The sequence below is a fragment of the Candidatus Polarisedimenticolia bacterium genome, from assembly GCA_036004685.1.
Lineage (GTDB): Bacteria > Acidobacteriota > Polarisedimenticolia > Gp22-AA2 > AA152 > DASYRE01.
Window position 1 is genome coordinate 1 of sequence record DASYRE010000054.1, and the last position, 16,833, is coordinate 16,833.

Annotated in this window: 14 protein-coding genes; 7 read left to right on the forward strand and 7 right to left on the reverse strand. The window is 67.1% G+C overall.

Annotation, left to right across the window (positions count from 1 at the left end):
- Positions 1 to 734 (forward strand): transporter (locus VGR67_14765; GenBank protein HEV8337673.1); only part of this gene is annotated, 734 nt, incomplete at its 5' end.
- A 13-nt stretch (positions 735 to 747) separates the two neighbouring features.
- Here VGR67_14765 and VGR67_14770 read toward each other — a convergent pair.
- Both VGR67_14770 and VGR67_14775 read right to left on the reverse strand, forming a co-directional pair.
- Positions 748 to 2,907 carry an EAL domain-containing protein gene (locus VGR67_14770; protein HEV8337674.1) on the reverse strand — a complete coding sequence of 720 codons (2,160 nt, stop codon included), beginning with the start codon at positions 2,905 to 2,907 and terminating at the stop codon, positions 748 to 750.
- Positions 2,904 to 3,179, reverse strand: a complete 276-nt coding sequence (locus VGR67_14775) for a hypothetical protein (GenBank protein ID HEV8337675.1) — start codon at positions 3,177 to 3,179, stop codon at positions 2,904 to 2,906. The genes VGR67_14770 and VGR67_14775 overlap by 4 nt, the downstream gene beginning before the upstream one ends.
- 197 nt (positions 3,180 to 3,376) lie before the next feature.
- On the opposite strand from VGR67_14775, the gene VGR67_14780 reads away from it, so the two are divergent.
- From VGR67_14780 to VGR67_14790, 3 genes are all read left to right on the forward strand, one after another.
- Entirely contained in the window at positions 3,377 to 4,162 is a 786-nt protein-coding gene (locus tag VGR67_14780; GenBank protein ID HEV8337676.1) for an alpha/beta hydrolase, read from the forward strand.
- Positions 4,163 to 4,254: 92 nt separating this feature from the next.
- Positions 4,255 to 5,259 (forward strand): hypothetical protein, encoded by a 1,005-nt coding sequence (locus VGR67_14785; protein ID HEV8337677.1) that lies wholly within the window; start codon positions 4,255 to 4,257, stop codon positions 5,257 to 5,259.
- Between the two features lie 216 nt (positions 5,260 to 5,475).
- Positions 5,476 to 6,504, forward strand: a complete 1,029-nt coding sequence (locus tag VGR67_14790) for a VCBS repeat-containing protein (GenBank protein ID HEV8337678.1) — start codon at positions 5,476 to 5,478, stop codon at positions 6,502 to 6,504.
- A gap of 89 nt (positions 6,505 to 6,593) precedes the next feature.
- On the opposite strand, the gene VGR67_14795 is transcribed toward VGR67_14790, so the two are convergent.
- The 5 genes from VGR67_14795 to VGR67_14815 all read right to left on the reverse strand — a co-directional run bounded on the left by VGR67_14795 (position 6,594) and on the right by VGR67_14815 (position 12,468).
- A complete protein-coding gene (locus VGR67_14795) occupies positions 6,594 to 8,063 on the reverse strand; it encodes a pitrilysin family protein (GenBank protein HEV8337679.1) in 1,470 nt (489 codons plus the stop codon).
- A 13-nt stretch (positions 8,064 to 8,076) separates the two neighbouring features.
- The gene (locus tag VGR67_14800) at positions 8,077 to 9,624 is read right to left on the reverse strand and encodes a pitrilysin family protein (GenBank protein HEV8337680.1); all 1,548 of its coding nucleotides are present in this window, start codon (positions 9,622 to 9,624) and stop codon (positions 8,077 to 8,079) included.
- Positions 9,625 to 9,677: 53 nt separating this feature from the next.
- Positions 9,678 to 10,703, reverse strand: coding sequence for an ATP-grasp domain-containing protein (locus VGR67_14805; protein ID HEV8337681.1), 1,026 nt, complete (start codon positions 10,701 to 10,703; stop codon positions 9,678 to 9,680).
- Between the two features lie 30 nt (positions 10,704 to 10,733).
- Positions 10,734 to 11,747 carry a putative zinc-binding metallopeptidase gene (locus VGR67_14810; protein HEV8337682.1) on the reverse strand — a complete coding sequence of 338 codons (1,014 nt, stop codon included), beginning with the start codon at positions 11,745 to 11,747 and terminating at the stop codon, positions 10,734 to 10,736.
- 181 nt (positions 11,748 to 11,928) lie between these two features.
- Positions 11,929 to 12,468, reverse strand: a complete 540-nt coding sequence (locus VGR67_14815; protein HEV8337683.1) for a hypothetical protein — start codon at positions 12,466 to 12,468, stop codon at positions 11,929 to 11,931.
- Between the two features lie 170 nt (positions 12,469 to 12,638).
- Here VGR67_14815 and VGR67_14820 point away from each other — a divergent pair, with 170 nt between their 5' ends.
- The 3 genes from VGR67_14820 to VGR67_14830 all read left to right on the forward strand — a co-directional run bounded on the left by VGR67_14820 (position 12,639) and on the right by VGR67_14830 (position 16,774).
- Positions 12,639 to 13,064 carry a hypothetical protein gene (locus VGR67_14820; GenBank protein ID HEV8337684.1) on the forward strand — a complete coding sequence of 142 codons (426 nt, stop codon included), beginning with the start codon at positions 12,639 to 12,641 and terminating at the stop codon, positions 13,062 to 13,064.
- A 172-nt stretch (positions 13,065 to 13,236) separates the two neighbouring features.
- A complete protein-coding gene (gene sppA, locus VGR67_14825) occupies positions 13,237 to 15,006 on the forward strand; it encodes a signal peptide peptidase SppA (protein HEV8337685.1) in 1,770 nt (589 codons plus the stop codon).
- A gap of 190 nt (positions 15,007 to 15,196) precedes the next feature.
- Positions 15,197 to 16,774: a radical SAM protein gene (locus VGR67_14830; protein ID HEV8337686.1), complete on the forward strand. Its 1,578-nt coding sequence runs from the start codon at positions 15,197 to 15,199 to the stop codon at positions 16,772 to 16,774.
- The last annotated feature ends 59 nt before the right edge of the window (positions 16,775 to 16,833 follow it).

Consider the following 16,833-nt stretch of genomic DNA (forward strand, 5'->3'; position numbering starts at 1 on the left):
TGGTCGAGGAGGCCTACAACCAGGAAGATCACGTCGTCCAGCACATCAGCAGCTTCGCGCTGTATCGCGAGAGCCGGGACTGGGTCGGGAACTTCACCCAGGAGTGGCCGCTGTTCGGCGCCAAGCACCAGCTCAGCTACACGCTCGCCTGGCTCGACCCCGGCGAAGAGGCGCCGGGCGGCGCCGGCGCGGGGGACCTGGCCCTGAACTACCGCTGGCAGGCGGCGGGCGGCTCCGGAGAGGCTCTCGCCTTCGCCTGGCGAGTCAGCGTGCTGCTTCCCACCGGAGATGACGAGAAAGGCAGAGGCTCCGGATCGACCGGCTTCCAGCTGAACCTCCCCCTGAGCCTGCGGATCTCGCCAGGGCTGGCCGCCCACTCCAACGCCGGGATCCAGCACTTCTCCTCCGAGCGCAACGACGCGGGCGACGAAGCCGGGACGACCGGCTACAACCTCGGACAGAGCCTGATCTGGCTGTTGCGTCCCGACTTCAACCTGATGCTCGAGGCGGCCTGGACCAGCTTCGAAGAGGTCACGGGGCCGGGACGGACCTCGCGTTCCAGCACGTTCCTCCTCAGCCCGGGCGCGCGGTGGGCGCTGAACCTCCCCTCCGGGACGCAGATCGTCCCGGGCGTCGCGCTTCCGGTGGGCGTCGGACCCAGCTCGGGCGACTACGGTCTGTTCCTGTATTTGAGCTTCGAGCATCCGTTCGGGGCGGGAAGCGCCGAACGCTAGCGGGACCGCGGCCTCACGACTTCCTCTTGCCCGCGACCTTGCGCGGCTGGATCGGCCGGCAGAGCAGCCGCTCGAGCTGATCGGGCGGCATCGGCTTGCCGAAGAGGAAGCCCTGCATGAGCAGGCAGCCCTGCCGGCGCAGGAAGGTCCGCTGCGCGGCGGTCTCGACTCCCTCCGCCATCGGGTGGATCCGCAGCCCGCGCGCCATAGAGATGATGGCGGACGTGATCGCGCCGTCTTCGGCGTTCGTGGTGATGTCGCGGACGAAGGACCGATCGATCTTGAGGGTGTCGATCGGGAAGCGCTTCAAGTAGCTCAAGGACGAATAGCCCGTTCCGAAATCGTCCAGCGAGATCCGCAATCCCATCTCCTTGAGGTTGCGGAGCGTGCGGACGTTCTCCTCCACGTCCTGCAGGAGGATCGTCTCGGTGATCTCCAGCTCCAGGGAGCGGGGATCGAGATCGACCGCCTCCATCGCCTCCTCGACGCTCGCCAGAAGCTGCTGCCGGCGGAACTGGCGGGCCGACAGGTTCACCGCCATCCTCAGCGAGTGATGGCCCTCGCGCTGCCAGGACTTGATCTGGGCGCACGCGGTGCGCAGGACCCACTCGCCGATCGGCAGGATGAGCCCCGTATCCTCGGCCAACGGAATGAACATTCCGGGAGCCACGAGGCCCAGTTCCGGATGCCTCCATCGCACCAGGGCCTCCACCCCGATGATCCGCCCTGATCTCATGTCCACCTGGGGCTGGAAGTGGAGAACCAGTTCATCGCGCTCGAGCGCTTTGCGCAGGCTCCCCTCCAGGTTGAGGCGGTGCAGCGCCCGGGCGTTCATCGACTCGTCGTAGAACTGATAGTTGCCGCGGCCGCAGTCCTTCGCGTGGTACACGGCGGCGTCGGCGTTCTTCAGGAGGCTCTCGACGTCCTCGCCATCGTGCGGGAAGAGGCTGATGCCGATGCTCCCGGTGACGAAGACCTCGTGCTCGTCAAGTAGGAACGGGCTTTTCAGGGAATCGAGGATCCGCCAGGCCACCTTCGCGGCGTCTTCGCCCCGGTTGATGTCCGGGATGCAGACGATGAACTCGTCGCCGCCCAGCCGCGCCACCGTGTCGCCTCTCGGGGCCGCGGGAGAGCCGCGCGCGATCGTGTCGCCTTCGCGGAGGCATTTGCCGAGCCGCTCGGTGACCCCCTGGAGGAGCTTGTCCCCCAGCGTGTGGCCCAGGGTGTCGTTGATCTCCTTGAAGCGATCCAGATCGAGAAGGAGCATGGCCAACGTCCGCTTCTGGCGCCGCGCCACGTTCAGGGCGGTGACCAGGCGCTCGGTGAAGAGCAGGCGGTTGGGCAACCGGGTCAGGCCGTCGTAGTAGGCGAGGAAACGGATCTGCTCCTCGCTGGCTTTCCGGTCGGTGACGTCCTGGACCGTGCCGCTCAAGCGGGCCGGGCGGCCGTCCTCGTCGAGCAGGACCTCCGCCTGCTCGTGGAGGAAGCGGATCCCGCCGTCGGGGCGGACGACCCGGAAGTCGATGCGGTAGGGCTCCTGGCTCGCCAGCGAGCGGCCGCGGGCCGCGGAGACCGCCTCCCGGTCCTCGGGATGGATCAGCTCGAGGGATCGCCCGGGATCGGGGTCGAAGCGCTCCGGATCGACGCCGAAGGCAGCGTAGATCTCCTTCGACCACCGGAGATCTCCCGACTCCAGATCCCAGTCCCAGTTCCCCAGCCCGGCGATCCGGTGGGCCGTCGCCAGCCGGCTCTCGCTTTCGCGCAGGTTGTCGAGCGTCGTCTTCGACCGGAGCATGTAACGGATCCGGTGGGAGAGGATGACCCAGTTGATCGGCTTGATGGCGAAATCGGTCGCGCCCGCCTCGTAAGCCTTGTTGACCGACTCGATGTCGTCGAGGCCGGTGAGCATCATGATCGGAAGGGAGTTTCCGCCGGGCAGGCGCCGGATGGCGGCGCACGCCTGGTAGCCGTCCATCTCCGGCATCATCACGTCCAGGAGGACCATCTGCGGCCGCTGCGCCGCGCAGGCTTTCACGGCCTCGGCGCCGTTCTCGACCTCCGAGACGGAAAAACCGGAAACCTCCAACGCCTCGCGCAGAACCATCCGGCTGGTGGAGTCGTCGTCGGCCAGGAGGATGAGCGGAGTCTTCGCCTTCGAGCCTCCGGAAGTCATGATTGCACGCGCCCCAGGAGCTGCGTCAGCGCCGGCTCCGCGCCGGGAGACTCGCTCAGAATCCCGGGCGACCTGCTCCCTCGTCCCCTCCTTGTCGCGGAAGAGGGGCTGCGGATGAACTCCACGCGGTCGGTGCGGTAGACCGAGGGGATCCCCTGGAAGAGTATCATCTCCTCCCCGGAGCCTTCGCGGGCTTCCGGATTCTCCTGGCCCTGGATCGACAGGGGGAATGCGAGGCTCAGGACCGACAGTAAAGCCTTGAGTCCGTTCATGTTCCTTCCCTCGCCCTGACCGGACGGTCGGCACCTGCAGGACCCTGCGGGTCCGACAAGACGAGAACCTAGGTTCCGAATAAAGGGAAGTCAAGGAAAAGGCTGGACTTGCGCTCATTCTCAGCCGGAGGGATCCACTTATCAGCTGGCCGGCGCGATGGACGACTCTTGGCGCGGCGCTCCTCGTCGTCTATGGCTTGCTTTGCCTTCTGGCCTTCCTCGTCCAGCGCCGCCTGATCTATTTCCCCGTTCCCTGGAGCGCGGCGGAGGAGAGCCGCCTCAATCCGGGCTACGAAGGGGTCTTTTTCAGGAGCACGGATGGCGAGAGGCTGCACGGTTGGCTCCACCGGCGAGCCGGTGCCCCCTGGACGGTGATCGTCTTCCACGGAAACGCCGGGAACCTCTCCTTGCACGAGCCGGCCATGGCGCCGTTCAAGGCGCTGGGCCTGCAAGTCCTCTTGTTCGACTATCGGGGATTCGGCCGGAGCACCGGCCGGCCGACGGAGGCGGGATTGATCGCCGACGGCGAGGCGGCGGCCGCCTTCGTCGAGTCGACTCTCGAAGTGCCGCGCGGGCGCATCGTGTTCTTCGGGCAATCGCTGGGGGCGGGCGTCGCGATCGAGCTGGCGGCGCGGCGGGAGCCGGGGCGGCTCATCCTCGAGTCGGCCTTCGATTCCCTCGCCTCGGTGGCCGGGCACCACTATTCCTATCTTCCCGTGCGGCTCCTGCTGCGCGATCGCTTCGACTCCGCCGCCGTCGTCGGACGGATCTCCTGTCCCGTCCTTTTCCTGCATCCCGGCGAAGACGAGATCATTCCGGTTGCGTTCGGCCGCGCGCTCTTCGCGAAGGTCCGCGCGCCGAAGCGCTTCGTCCTCCTGCCCCGGGCGCACCACAACGATTCGCTCGAGATCGCCTTGGCGGAGCGCCGCGCGGCGCTGCGCGAGTTCCTCGCCTTGCCCGAGAAGCCATCGTTCGGCGAATGAGCCGCGTGCCTTGACGGAGGGCAAGAATCTGGCTTAGCCTTGCTGTATCGGACGAACTGGAAGCCTCCGATTGAGCCGCAGCGGAGTCGCCGATGTCCGGCCCCCTTTCAGGTCGCCGCATCCTCCCCGTTCTCTTGCCGGTTCTCGCCGCCGCCGTTGCCCTGTCGTTTCTCCTTGGAGCGGAATCGTCCCCGCGCGCCTCCCGCGCGGCCGGCCAGGACACGCCGAGGTCGCTGGCGGAATGGCGGGCCCTGAGGAAGGCTGCCGACGACGCGATGGCGGCGCCGCGAGGACCGCAGCGGATCCGGGAGTGCGAAGCTTTCCTGAGGCAGCATCCCAATTATCACGACCCGAGGCTCTATCGGGTGCTGGTCGACGACCTGGTCGGGACGATGAGGTTCGATCCGGCCCATGTGGCGCGGATCCTGGAGCGCTGGGCCGCGCCGGAGGAGGACAGCTATCTCCCCGTCGCCCTGGTCGGCATGTATTACTTCCGGTATCACCTGCCGCTCGACAGCGCGGAGAGGCTCCTGAAGCAGGCCCGCGAGGCGCTTGGCCGCGAGCAGGCGGCGTTGGAGAAGGAGAGCGATCCGAGAGCCCACGAGCAAACGATCTACTTCGACCCGAGGTTCGAGATCGAGCTGACGGAGGGACGAATCCTGCTGGCCCGGAGGGACGCGGCGGGGGCGGTGAAGAAGCTGCGGGAGGCGGAAGCGATCGCCCGCGATCTCGGAGAGATCATGACGCTGCGGGATTCCCGCCGGGAGATCGTGCGGGAGCTCGAAAGCGGCAGCCAGGACGTGGACCGGCTGTACGTCTCCCTCTCGGAGGGCTACGCGCGCCTCGGCGATCGCTCCTCCGCGCGCCGGTGCCTGGCGAAGGTGAGAGGAGGCGGCGACGCTGAGTCTCAGGAAATCTCACGCGAAGTGGAGAAGCTCCGGAGAGAGCTGAAGGCCGCCCCGCCCGCGCTCGCCGAGACACGCAGCGAGCCGATGCCGGCGCACGAATTCACCCTCGACGACCTGGAGGGGAAGCCCGTCAGCCTTTCGGACTACCGGGGCCGGGTGGTCCTCGTCATGCTCTGGACCACCTGGTGAGGCTCCTGCCCCCGGCACCTGCAGGTCCTGCAGGCGGAGCAAGCGAAACACGGCAAGGAGGGGCTCGCGCTTCTCGCCGTCAGCGTCGACGCGCCCGAGGATCGCCCGAGAATCCCCGCTTTTCTGAAAAAGCACGGTCTTCACCCGACGGTTCTCCTCGGAGAAGCCGAGAAGCTCCCGGGTTACGACACCCGCGTCGTCTCCACGCTCTACGTCGTGGATCGCCAGGGGATCCTCGCCGGAAGGCCGGGCGAGTTCGAGCCCGATCTCGAGAAGAAGCTGGAGGCGCGGCTCCCTGATCTTCTGACCGGGAAGCCGGCTCCGGGACGGGTGGTCTGGACGATCGAGAAATCGCCGCCCGACTTCGGCGTGCTGTGGAGGGACAAGGAGGCTCCGATCGCCACGGCGATGTCGGTCGCTCCTTCCGGGAAGGGGCGGCCGGCCGAGATCGGGCTGCTGAGCGAGGGCCGACTGACCCGATACTCCCCTTCGGGGGAGCTTCTCGGAGGTGCGCCGCTTGAAGGAAAGGACTTCTATTACCTGCGCGGGGCCGATCTCGACGGCGACGGAAAGAGCGAGTGGATCGCGGGAGGGGAAGATCACCTGAAGGTGGTCGACTCGTCCGGAGAAGCCTACTGGCAGTACTACACCGCCCGACCTCCGCTGCGAGTCGCGGACGTCGCCGATCTGGACGGCAATGGGACGGCGGAGATTCTGATCCAGGACGCGTCTTCCTTGATCGCCCGGACGGCGCTCGCCGCGAACCTCTGGAAGACCCTTCCCTTGGGCTACGTCCGATCGGTGGTTCCCGATCCGCTCGGCGGCGTGCTGGTCCAGACGCCTGAGGGGACCCAGTCGATCGATCGCGCTGGACAGGCGCGGCTTGCGGCGCCACCGACCCGCGGCCTGGCCGTCCTGAAGGGGCGGATCGAGCCGGGCGACGGGGGGAGCCTCGATCTGTTCGGACCCGCTTACGGCGCCGACGTCGACCTGATGCACGATTTTGACGGAGACGGAAGGAAGGACATCTTCGTTGCCGCCCGGGGCGGCGTCTCGGTTTACGCTCTGGACGGCTCGCCGCTACTGCTGATGAACGTGACGGGCAGCCTGACGGACTTTCCCGCCGCGATCGCCGATCTCGACGGGCGGCCCGGGGACGAGATCATCCTGGACGTCCCGCAGTACGGGCTCGTCGCCCTCGGCTCGCCCGCCGCGGCGGCGCGCGGCGCCGCCGGAAAGAACTGATTCCAGGAAAAGGAAAGAAGAGCCTTCTCGGGGTCCGGAGGATTCCGGACCCCGGAGAAGGATGCGTTCGTCCGCGAGCGGCGAGCGGCTCAGGGAGCGGACGACGAACTGGAGCCCGGCCTTCCGGCGTTCTTGGGCGGCGGGATGGTGATGTCGACCCGGGTCACCTTGCCGAACGAGTCGAGCGGCCGGTCCTGGCCTTTCGGGGGTCCGACGACCAGGATCGCCAGCTGATCCTTGTGCACGTACTTCTTGGCGACCCGGTTGACGTCGGCGACCGTTACCTTCTCGATGTTCTGCCGGTAGCGCGACAGGTAGTCGGCCGGGAACCCGTAATAGCTGTAGACGATCTGCTGGCGCAGGATCTTCGCCTTCGAGTCGTAATTGAAGATGAAGGAATTCAGGATCGAGTCCTTGGCCCGCTGGACTTCCTCCTCGGTCAGGGGAGTCTTCGAGAGGCCCTCGATCTCCACCATCAGAGCCTCAAGCCCGGCCCCGGTGGTCTCGGTCTTGGTCGTCATCCAGACGTTGAACGTCCCGGGGAAATCGTAATTGGAATCGATCGCCCCCCGGACCGCGTAGGCGAGCCCCTTGCGGGAGCGGACGTTGCTGAACAGCCGCGCCGCGAAGCCTCCGCCCCACGCTTCGTTCATCACGTCGACGGCGAAGATGTCGGGATTGTCTTTCTGGATCCCGAGGTGGCCCAGGATGATGTCGGACTGGGTCATATCATCCTTCTGGACGTAGTAGACGCCCGGCTTCGGGGCGGTGCGATAGGCGGCCGGCGCGTCCTTCACTTCGGCCCCTTTGGGCCAGTCGCCGAAGACCTCCCGGATCGTCTTCGCCATCTCCTTCGCGTCGAAATCACCCGTCACGCCCAGGATCGTCCGGTTCGGGACGTAGTACTTCTTGTGGAACGCCACCAGGTCGTCGCGCGTGACGCTCTCGAGGGTGGCGAACTCCGGCGTCCGGGCGTAGGGGCTTTCCGGGCCGTAGACCAGCTTGTCGAACTCCCGGAACATGATCCCGGTCGGGTTGTCGTTGCGGCGCGCGATCGTCGAGGCGATCTGGTTCTTCGAGATGGCGATCTTCTCCTCCTCGAAGGTCGGGTTCCGCAGAACGTCGGCGAAGAGCTTGAAGACCTGGGGGAAATCTTTCTTCAAGGACCACATGTTGGCCGTGCCGGAGGTCTCGGACATGCCGGTCTCGATCCGGGCGCCCCGGGCCTCGAGAAAGTCGTCGATCTGATCCCCCTTCATCGACTTGGCGCCGCCCGTGCGCTGCACGTCGCCGAGGATGTCCCCGAGTCCCGCCTTGTCGGCGGGCTCGTAGCGGGTCCCCGTGCGGATCGAGGCGATCGCCTCGATCGTGGGAAGCTCGTGATCCTCGAGCAGCAGCACCGTCATGCCGTTGGGCACGGTGAGGCGCTGCGGCTCGGGGATCGTGATGGGCCGCAGGGCGGGAGCTTTGATCTGCCGGTAGTCCTGCACCTGCGCGGCGGCCGGCAGGGCCAGAGCGAGCACGAGGAGCGGGATCGTCGGGAATCTCCTGGAGGTCATGGCTTCTCCTTCGTCAGCGACCGGCGTCGCCGCCGGCGCGCGGCTGCGAGCCGGTGGTGTCCACCATGGCCACGGTGCGGTTGGTGTCCACGAACATCGCGTTCGCCACGCGGCGGACGTCCGCCGCCGTGACCTTGTCGATCTTGTCCACCGATCGGAACAGCTCGCGCCAGTCGCCGAACGTCGTCTGATACTCGGCCATGCTGTTCGCGAGCCCCTGATTGCTGTTGAGCCCCTCGATCAGCGCCGCCCGGGCGCGCGTCTTGACCATCGCCAGCTCCTCGGCCGTGACGTCCTCCTTCTTCAGGCGATCCAGCTCGGCGCGAATGGCGCCCCGGACCTCGTCGTTGGTGTGGCCCGGGGCGGGGACGGCGAACACCAGGAACAGGTTCGGGTACTTCTCCCCGGGGAAGCTGGGGAACGACTGGGCCGTCGCGGCGATCTGCTTGTCGCGGACCAGGCTGCGGTAGAGGCGCGAGGTCCGCCCGTTCGAGAGGACGTCCACCAGCGCCTGGTAGACCGCCCCGTCCGGATCGGTGGAGGCGGGCTTGTGATACCCCTCGAGGTAGAAGGGCTGGGCCGGATCGGGGATCCGGATCGTCTTCTCGGCGATCTGCTTCGGCTCGACCGTCCGGATCGGCGGGGGAGGATCGCCCTTCGGGATCCGCCCGAAGTACTTCTCCAGGATCGGTGTCGTCTCCGAAGCCTTCACGTCCCCGACGAGGGTCGTGACGAGGTTGGACGGGACGTAATAGGTTCGGTAGAACTTCTCGGCGTCGCCGCGGCTGAACGAATCGAGATCGCTCATGTATCCCACCACCGGATGCTGGTAGGGATGCGCCGAGAAGGCGACCATCACGAACTGTTCGACGAGCCGGCCGATCGGATTGCTCTCGGTCCTGAGCCGCCGCTCTTCCTTCACGACGTCGCGCTCCTTGTAGAACTCCCGGAACACCGGATGGAGGAAGCGCTCCGATTCGAGGTAGGCCCAGAGCTCCATCTTGTTGGAGGGAAGCGAGTAGAAGTAGACGGTCGAGTCGGCCCCGGTGCCGGCGTTGAGGCCCACCCCGCCCTCGCGCTCGATGATCTCGCCGAATTCGTTCTTCTTGACGAACTTTCCCGCTTCCTCCTGCGCCTCCTTCCAGGCCTGCTGGAGCGTCTTGACCCTCTCCGGATCGGGGCGCAGCTTGCGTCGCTCGCTGTCGAAGGCGGCGTACGCCTGGTCCACCTTGTCGAGCGCCTTCTTCTCGGCCGCGTAGTCGGTGGTGCCGATATGATCGGTGCCCTTGAAGGCCATGTGCTCGAACATGTGGGCGATGCCGGTGATGCCCGGGACTTCCTGGGCCGATCCCACGTTGACGTGCGTGGAGAACGAGAACACCGGCGCCTCGGGCCGCTCGTAGATGATGAAAGTCCAGCCGTTCGGCAGCGTCTTGACCGTCACCTTCTTCTCGAAGTCGGCCAGACTCTGGGCGGCGGCCGGCAGGGCCGCGAATCCCGCCAGGGCGGCGGCGATCAGCAGCGCGCCGAGGCGGCGATGGAAAGGCCTTGATTTGCGCATGCTCTCCTCGATGAAATGGTTCGGGGTTCCCGATTATACCGGAAGGCGGGCCGTCAGGGGCCGTACCGCGCCTGGGCCAGATTCACGATCTCTTCGATGAGGGCCGGATAGGTCCGTCCCGACTCCTTCGCGGCCAGGGCGACCTCTGCCTTGGACTGCAGCCAAGGATTGGGATTCACCTCCAGCACGTAGATCTTGCCGTCCGCGGCCAGGCGCATGTCGATGCGCCCGTAGTCCCTGAGCTCGACCGCCTGGTAGGCCGCGAGGGCGACCTCCTGGAGCTTCCGGCCGACCTTTTCGTCGAGGTCGGTCGGGATCACGCTCTTCGTCTTCTTGTAGGCTTCGGATCCCGTCCGCCACTTGACCTCGGTCCCGGCGATCCGCGGCGTCCCCTCCGGGAGCTTCGACATGTCCAGTTCTACGACGGGCAGGGCGATCGGGTTCTCGTTTCCCAGGACGGTCACGTAGATCTCGCGCCCTTCGATGTACTCCTCGATCAGGGCGGGGGAGTCGAACTTCTCGTGGATGTCGTGGATCCGCTCCATCAGCTCTTTGATCGACTCGCAGACGGCGTTGAATTCGATGCCAATCGACCCGTCCTCGCGCGCCGGTTTCACGATGACCGGAAAGGAAAGGTCGTCGTGCGCCCAGTCGAGCCTCCCGCGGTAGACGGCGGCGAAGAAGGGGGTGCGAATCCCGTGAAAAGCGAAGATCTTCTTGGCGAGGGACTTGTTCTGCGACAGATGCAGGCCGAACGGCCCCGCGCCCGTGTACTTGAATCCGCAGAGGTCGAGGTAGGCGGCGAGATGAATGTCCTTGGTGTCGTCCCCCGCCCACGAGGCGGTCAGGTTGAAGATCAGGTCGCATTCGGTCTTGGCCAGCTCGGCCAGGGACTCCCGGGTGCCGTCGATGCTGACATAAAAAGGGGAGTGGCCCGCCTCCCGGAGGGCCTCATGGATCTCCTGCCGGTCTTCCTTGTCCGGTTTCTTCTTCCGGCGGGAAGGCTTGCCCTCCGGAGGTTCCTCCTGGGAGTCGTCGTACCAGATGTCGTAGAGCACGGCGATTCGCAGTTTCGCCATCGATGCCGCCTTCCGGAACCTCGGTTCCCGTTACTTTAGTACGAAACGGCCGCGCGTGAGATAGTTCATGGCCAGGGTGGTGCCGTACGCGGTAAGCTCCACGAGGTACGCGGCCTCCTTCGCCGGATCTCCCAGGAGCTTCTGCTCGCCGCAATGCCGGATGACGGACTCGACCAGGGCGCGGACGACGGGACGCCGCACGCCGGTCCAGTAAGCGATCTTGTCGGTCAGATCCTCGCGGTGTTCCTGGACGATCTCGGCGGCCGGCCGCAGGCCGTTCTTGCGCCGAACCGGCTTCCCGAAGATGTCGAGCAGGTCCCCTTCCATCGCGACGTCCACGGCCGCGCGATTCCGGCGGGCCGCCTTCTGGTAGAACTCCTCGACCGTGACCTTCATCTCCGCCACGGTAAGGTCGGTCTTGCCGTGCCCCACCGTCGGCTCCCGATCGGCGATCTCGCGCGCGATCCGGTGGACGTAGCGCAGCTTCGCGAGGGCCGGCCATCCCCGGTACCGCTTGCGCCACCCCGATCCCGGCGTCAGCCAGACGGCGAAGGTCTCCGCGAAGTCCTCGTCGGGGTGCTTCTGCGCGTACCAACCTTCGATGTGCCGGACGAAGCGGCGCGAGAAGGGAACGGGCCGGTAGTGCTCGCGGTAGCGGCGGTTGAAAGGGCCGAACAGCTTTCTCCACTCGGGCGTGGCGTAGAGGCGGTAGGCGTAATTCAGGGCGTGCCCCGCCTCGTGCCGCAGGTACATCATGATCTCGCGGGCGTCCTCGAGATCGTTCATCTCCTTCTCGAGCGTGGCGAGCTTGGGGTCGGCCAGGTAGAAGGGGATTCCGATGATCGGCTCCTGGTCGGGGCAGCCCCACTCGTCGGTGAGATAGCAGACCGCCTGGAACTTTTTGAGCCCCTTGCGGCGGATCTCGTCCTGAAGCTGGAGGACGAAGCGCTCCACCGGGGATCCTTCGAGCTTCAGCCCGAGCTGGTCGATCCGCCGGCCCAGGATCTCCCGGACTTCGGGGGTGGCGCTCTCAAATCCGCGCACCAGGGCTCCGCGATACTAGTGCCGCGTCTCCGAAATCCCGTTACATTCGGCTGCCGATGCATCCCCGCTCGCCGCGTTGCGCCTCGCTGGCGTACCGCTTGGGTACGCGGCACTTCGGCGCGCCTTGCGATCCGGTCGCCTCGACAGCCTCGATGTTAACGCCATTTCCGAGACGCGACACTTAATGAATGGAGACGGTGGGATCCAGGATCAGGGTCAGATCGCAATCCGAGACGACCGTCACCGGATCGGTCAGCGGCTCGTCGAGCACCGTCGCCGAGTCGCACTCGGCGCGGACGATCCCGCTCTGGCGGTTCAGCGTGCCGATGCACTGGAGGTAGAGCGGGGTGGAGTCGGTGGTCGACGCCGCCGTCAGGAACGAGAAGAGCATGGAGCACGAATCGGTCTCGACGTTGCCGAAGATGTCCTCGGGGCTTCCGCCGTTGTGGAAGAAGAAGCCGACGTTGCTGCGGGAAGCGGAGACTTCCACGTCGTTGAACGAGGTCGTTCCCGAAGGGATGACGACGCTCTTGTTGTTGAACGAGGTGTTGGAGCAGGCGAAGAGCTGCGTGCTCTGCGACGGGAAGGTGACGTCCCACGCGCCCAGGAGATCGCTGCGGATGAGGCCGCAGTCGGAGGTCGAAACGATGGTGTCTCCGTTGTCGCAGGAAGCGGTGAACGCGAGCAGCGGGACGAAAGCCGCGAGCAGAGCGGTGCGCATGAATCTCCTCCTTCTCGGGCCCGGCAGTCCGGGAGCCGGTCCCGATGGCCTTCTAGTGTACCCGATCCGGCCGCCCTGGTGCCTTCGGGCGGGGATGCGCTATCCTTCCCGCCGGTGCGAGGGATCCGAAACGCCCGGAAGCGGCGCCGCGGGCGACGCGGGAGGACGGGATGGCGGCGGTCAATCTCAAGCGGATCGTGGTGGGCGGCCTCCTGGGAGGCCTGGCGTGGAACGTCTGGAGCATCCTGGTCAATGCCGGCCTCCTGGCGAAGCTCTATCAGGAGGAAGAGGCGGCGGGACACCTGCTCCCGCAGGCGCGCTACGGCTTCTTCATGGGCTTCTGGATCGTGTCCTTGCTCCTCCTGGCGATCGGCCTGGCGTGGCTCTACGCCGCCAGCCGCGGGACGCTGGGTCCCGGGCCGCTCTCGGCGCTGAAAGTCGGCTTGGTCGCCGGCCTGATCGCGGGGTGGCCGGGGAATCTGGCCCAGGCTTCCTGGAGCCCGGTTTCCCGCTGGCTGCCGCTGGGCTGGATGGTGGACCTCGTCGTCGGCTGCGTCCTGGCCACCGTGGTCGCCGCCTGGTACTACCGGGACTGAGGCCGTGCCGGCCCTGAGACCCTGGCGGCTCGCCGAGTCCGCCCCAGACCGGGCCGCTGGAACTCGACGACTGCTCTTGCGTATGATCCATCGGGGATGAGGTCGGGCCGCGGGAAGGCAGGGCGCAACGCCGCGCCCTTTCGCGCCCGGTGAGACAGGGGGGAAGTCTGCCATGAAAGTATTCGTTCGGATTTTGGCGGTGATCGGGGGGTTGCTGATCATCGGCCTGGTCGTGGGAGTGGGGATCTGGTCGATCCTCCGCCTGGGCAAGGGGATCGTGCCGGGGAAGACGATCCTGGAAGTGGATCTCGAGACGGGGATGATCGAGGACATTCCCGACGACCCGATCGCCGCCCTGACGCTCCGCGAAGCGCCGGTCGTGAGGGACATGGTCGAGGCGCTGGAGAAAGGAGCGAATGACAGCCGCGTGGTGGGTCTCGTCGCGAAGGTGGGGGCCGCCCCCGTCGGCATGGCTCAAATCCAGGAGCTCCGGGACGCCGTCATCGCGTTTCGCGCGAAGAAGAAGCCGGCGATCGCCTACTCCGAGACGTTCGGAGAGGTGGGGACCGGCACCGGGGCCTACTACCTGGCCACCGCCTTCGACGAGATCTGGCTGCAGCCTTCCGGCGACATCGGGCTCACGGGGATCATCCTGGAGAGCCCGTTCGTGCGCGGCACGCTCGACAAGATCGGCGTGAAGCCCCGGATGGATCACCGCTACGAATACAAGAACGCCATGAATTTCTTCACCGACAAGAAGTACGACCCGCACTATAGGGAGGCGATGGAGCGTCTCATGAACTCCTGGTTCTCCCAGATCGTCGCCGGGATAGCCAAGTCCCGGCACCTGACCGAGGGCCAAGTCCGCGCCCTCGCGGATCGCGGGCCGTTCCTGGGCAAGGAGGCGGTGGACGCGGGGCTCGTGGACGGTCTCGCCTATCGGGACGAGGTCTACTCCAAGGTGAAGAAGAAGGCGGGAGAGGGGGCGAAGCTCCTCTACCTGCGGCAATACCTCAAGCGCGCCGGACGCCCCCACCAGCAGGGAAAGACGATCGCGCTCGTGTACGGAGTCGGGTCGGTCACCCGCGGCGAGAACGGCTACAGGCCGATGAGCGGCGAGACGAGCATGGGATCCGACTCGATCACCCAGGCGTTCCGCACGGCGGTCGCCGATCGCAGCGTCAAGGCGATCATCTTCCGCGTCGACTCGCCCGGGGGATCGTACGTCGCCTCGGACACGATCTGGCGCGAGACGCTCAAGGCGAAGCAGGCGGGGAAGCCGGTCATCGTGACGATGGGGAACCTGGCGGGCTCCGGAGGCTATTTCGTGGCGATGGCGGCCGACAAGATCGTGGCGCAGCCCGGAACGATCACCGCCTCGATCGGAGTCCTCGGCGGCAAGATGCTCACCTCGGGGCTCTGGGACAAGCTCGGGCTCTCGTGGGACGAGGTCCACACCAGCGCCAATGCGACGATGTGGACCGGGACGCACGACTACTCCGAGCCCGAATGGCGGCGCTTCCAGGCTTGGCTCGATCGGGTCTATATCGACTTCACCGGCAAGGTGGCCGAGGGAAGGAAGCTCCCCAAGGAGAAAGTCCTGCAGATCGCCAAAGGGCGGATCTGGACCGGAGAGGACGCCAAGGGTCTGGGACTGGTGGACGAGCTGGGCGGATTCCCCGCGGCCCTGCGGCTCGCGAAGAAGGCGGCGGGCATCCCGGAGGGCGACGACGTGAATCTGAAGGTCTACCCGCCGAAGAAGGGGCCGCTGGAGATGATTCTGGAGGAGCCGCCCGAGAACAGCGACCCGCAGGCGGCGGTGGCGGCGCTGGCCGCCGGGATGCGAGAGCTCCAACCGGCGGTTCGGCAGCTGCGAAGCCTCGGGATCCTGGGCGCCGAGCGGGGAGTCCTGTCGATGCCGGAGATCTCCCCCACGCCCTGAGAGGATGCGAGCGCCGCTCGGCACGTCGAGCGGAAGAATCCCAACCCCCTCGCGAGGTTGCACCCAGGCGCGCAACCCCTGGCTCGCCTGGGGATTCAGGCGACCGCGGCGCCCGGGAGCCGAGGCAATCGCGGAGACGCTGACCGCTCTTTCCCTTGCCGGTTGAATTTCGGGAGCCGACTGGACCAGAATGTCGCCGGCGCGACCGACCGGCGCCCAGAGGTCCGTCCAGCTTCCGATGAACATCCTGCTGCTTCGACCGGTCCCGTCGAACGAGCGCTTCGGACTCGGGCCCTTCTTCCGGATCGAGCCGCTCGGCATGGAGTACATCGCCGCCGCGCTCGCGGCCCGGGGCCACCGGGTCACGCTCGTCGATCTGCGCTTCGGCCGCTCGCTCGCCTCCACGATGCGCCGGTCGCGTCCGGGCCTCGTGGGAATCGCCGCGATGCACGCCCTCGAGACCGACGACGTGCTGGCGCTCGTCCGGCGCGTGCGCCGGCTGTCCCCCCAGGTTCCAATCGTCGTCGGCGGTCACACGGCGGCCGCCTGCCCCGGTCCCTTTCTCGTGCCGGAAGTGGCGGCGGTCGTCCTGGACGACGGCGAGCGGACTCTGCCGGAGGCGTGCGATACGCTCGAGCGCGGCGGATCGCTTGCGGGCGTGCCCGGACTGGCGCTGCCCGACGGGGCCGGAGGGGCCATCCGGACCCCGGGCGAAACGGGCGGCCTCGATCTCGACGAGGTGCCCCTGCCGGCGCGGCACCATCTGGCGGGCTGCCGCCGGGAGTACGCCTGCCTGGCGCACCGGCCCGCGTGGCTCGTCGAGACGGCGCGCGGCTGCCCGTTCCGCTGCTCCTTCTGCTCGATATGGCAGCTGCACGCGCGCGCCGTGCGCGAGCGCTCGATCGAATGGGTCTGCCGCGATTTCGAGTCGGCGGGGGAGCACATCTTCGTCGCCGACGATCTCTTCTGGCACCACCCGGCGCGCAGCCTTGAGCTGGCGCGGGAGCTGCGCCGCCGGAACGTGCGGAAACGGTGGATCCTGGTCCAGAGCCGGGTGGACCTCGTCGGCCGCCACCCCGAGCTGCTCGAGGCCTGGCGGCCGCTCGCCCGGGACTTCGACATCTTCTTCGGATTGGAGGCCGCCACCGACGAAGGGCTCGGCCATCTGGTGAAGGATGCGACCGTCGCCCAGACCCTGCGCGGCGTGGAGACGGCCCGCCACTTCCGCTACGGCGTCACCGGGAACTTCGTCGTCGATCCGGCATGGGGGGAGGCGGACTTCGAGAGGCTGTGGGACTTCGTGGAGCGCCACCGTCTGTACCAGGCCGGCTTCACGATCCTCACGCCTCTGCCCGGCACAGCCTATTTCGACGAGATGCGGCCGAAGCTGAGAGCGCGCTCCTGGTCGCACTTCGACATGCACCACCTGCTGTGGGAGCCGGCGCTCGGCGCGCGCCGCTTCTTCGAGCTGTACTGCCAGACGTGGCGGCGATCGGTCCTGAACCTGCGGGGCCGGAAAGCGATGTGGCAATGGATGCGGGAGGTCGATCCGCGCAACGCGCTCTTCCTGCTGCGCGCGCTGCGCCGCAGCCAGCGGCTCATGGATCCCGCCCATTATCTCGCGGAATACGATCTGGCGGCTTCTCCCGAGCCTTTCATCGCGCGGGCTTCGGCCCCCGCGACGCCCCGGGCCCCTTTCGGCGCCGCAGCGTTGGGGACGGCGGGACGGCTGCCGTCCGCGCGGCCATCCGCGCCGGCGCCTTTCTGAGCCCCGGCAAATAAAAAGGGGCCGCCGAAAACTGCCCGGCGACCCCTTGGGAAGTGGGG

Excerpts from the sequence above, each read along its gene's own strand:
- VGR67_14815 (HEV8337683.1), bottom strand. The coding sequence starts at position 12,468 with ATGCGCACCGCTCTGCTCGCGGCTTTCGTCCCGCTGCTCGCGTTCACC.
- VGR67_14770 (HEV8337674.1), bottom strand. The coding sequence starts at position 2,907 with ATGACTTCCGGAGGCTCGAAGGCGAAGACTCCGCTCATCCTCCTGGCC.
- VGR67_14800 (HEV8337680.1), bottom strand. The coding sequence starts at position 9,624 with ATGCGCAAATCAAGGCCTTTCCATCGCCGCCTCGGCGCGCTGCTGATC.
- VGR67_14795 (HEV8337679.1), bottom strand. The coding sequence starts at position 8,063 with ATGACCTCCAGGAGATTCCCGACGATCCCGCTCCTCGTGCTCGCTCTG.
- VGR67_14805 (HEV8337681.1), bottom strand. The coding sequence starts at position 10,703 with ATGGCGAAACTGCGAATCGCCGTGCTCTACGACATCTGGTACGACGAC.
- sppA (HEV8337685.1), top strand. The coding sequence starts at position 13,237 with ATGAAAGTATTCGTTCGGATTTTGGCGGTGATCGGGGGGTTGCTGATC.
- VGR67_14830 (HEV8337686.1), top strand. The coding sequence starts at position 15,197 with ATGTCGCCGGCGCGACCGACCGGCGCCCAGAGGTCCGTCCAGCTTCCG.
- VGR67_14775 (HEV8337675.1), bottom strand. The coding sequence starts at position 3,179 with ATGAACGGACTCAAGGCTTTACTGTCGGTCCTGAGCCTCGCATTCCCC.
- VGR67_14785 (HEV8337677.1), top strand. The coding sequence starts at position 4,255 with ATGTCCGGCCCCCTTTCAGGTCGCCGCATCCTCCCCGTTCTCTTGCCG.
- VGR67_14820 (HEV8337684.1), top strand. The coding sequence starts at position 12,639 with ATGGCGGCGGTCAATCTCAAGCGGATCGTGGTGGGCGGCCTCCTGGGA.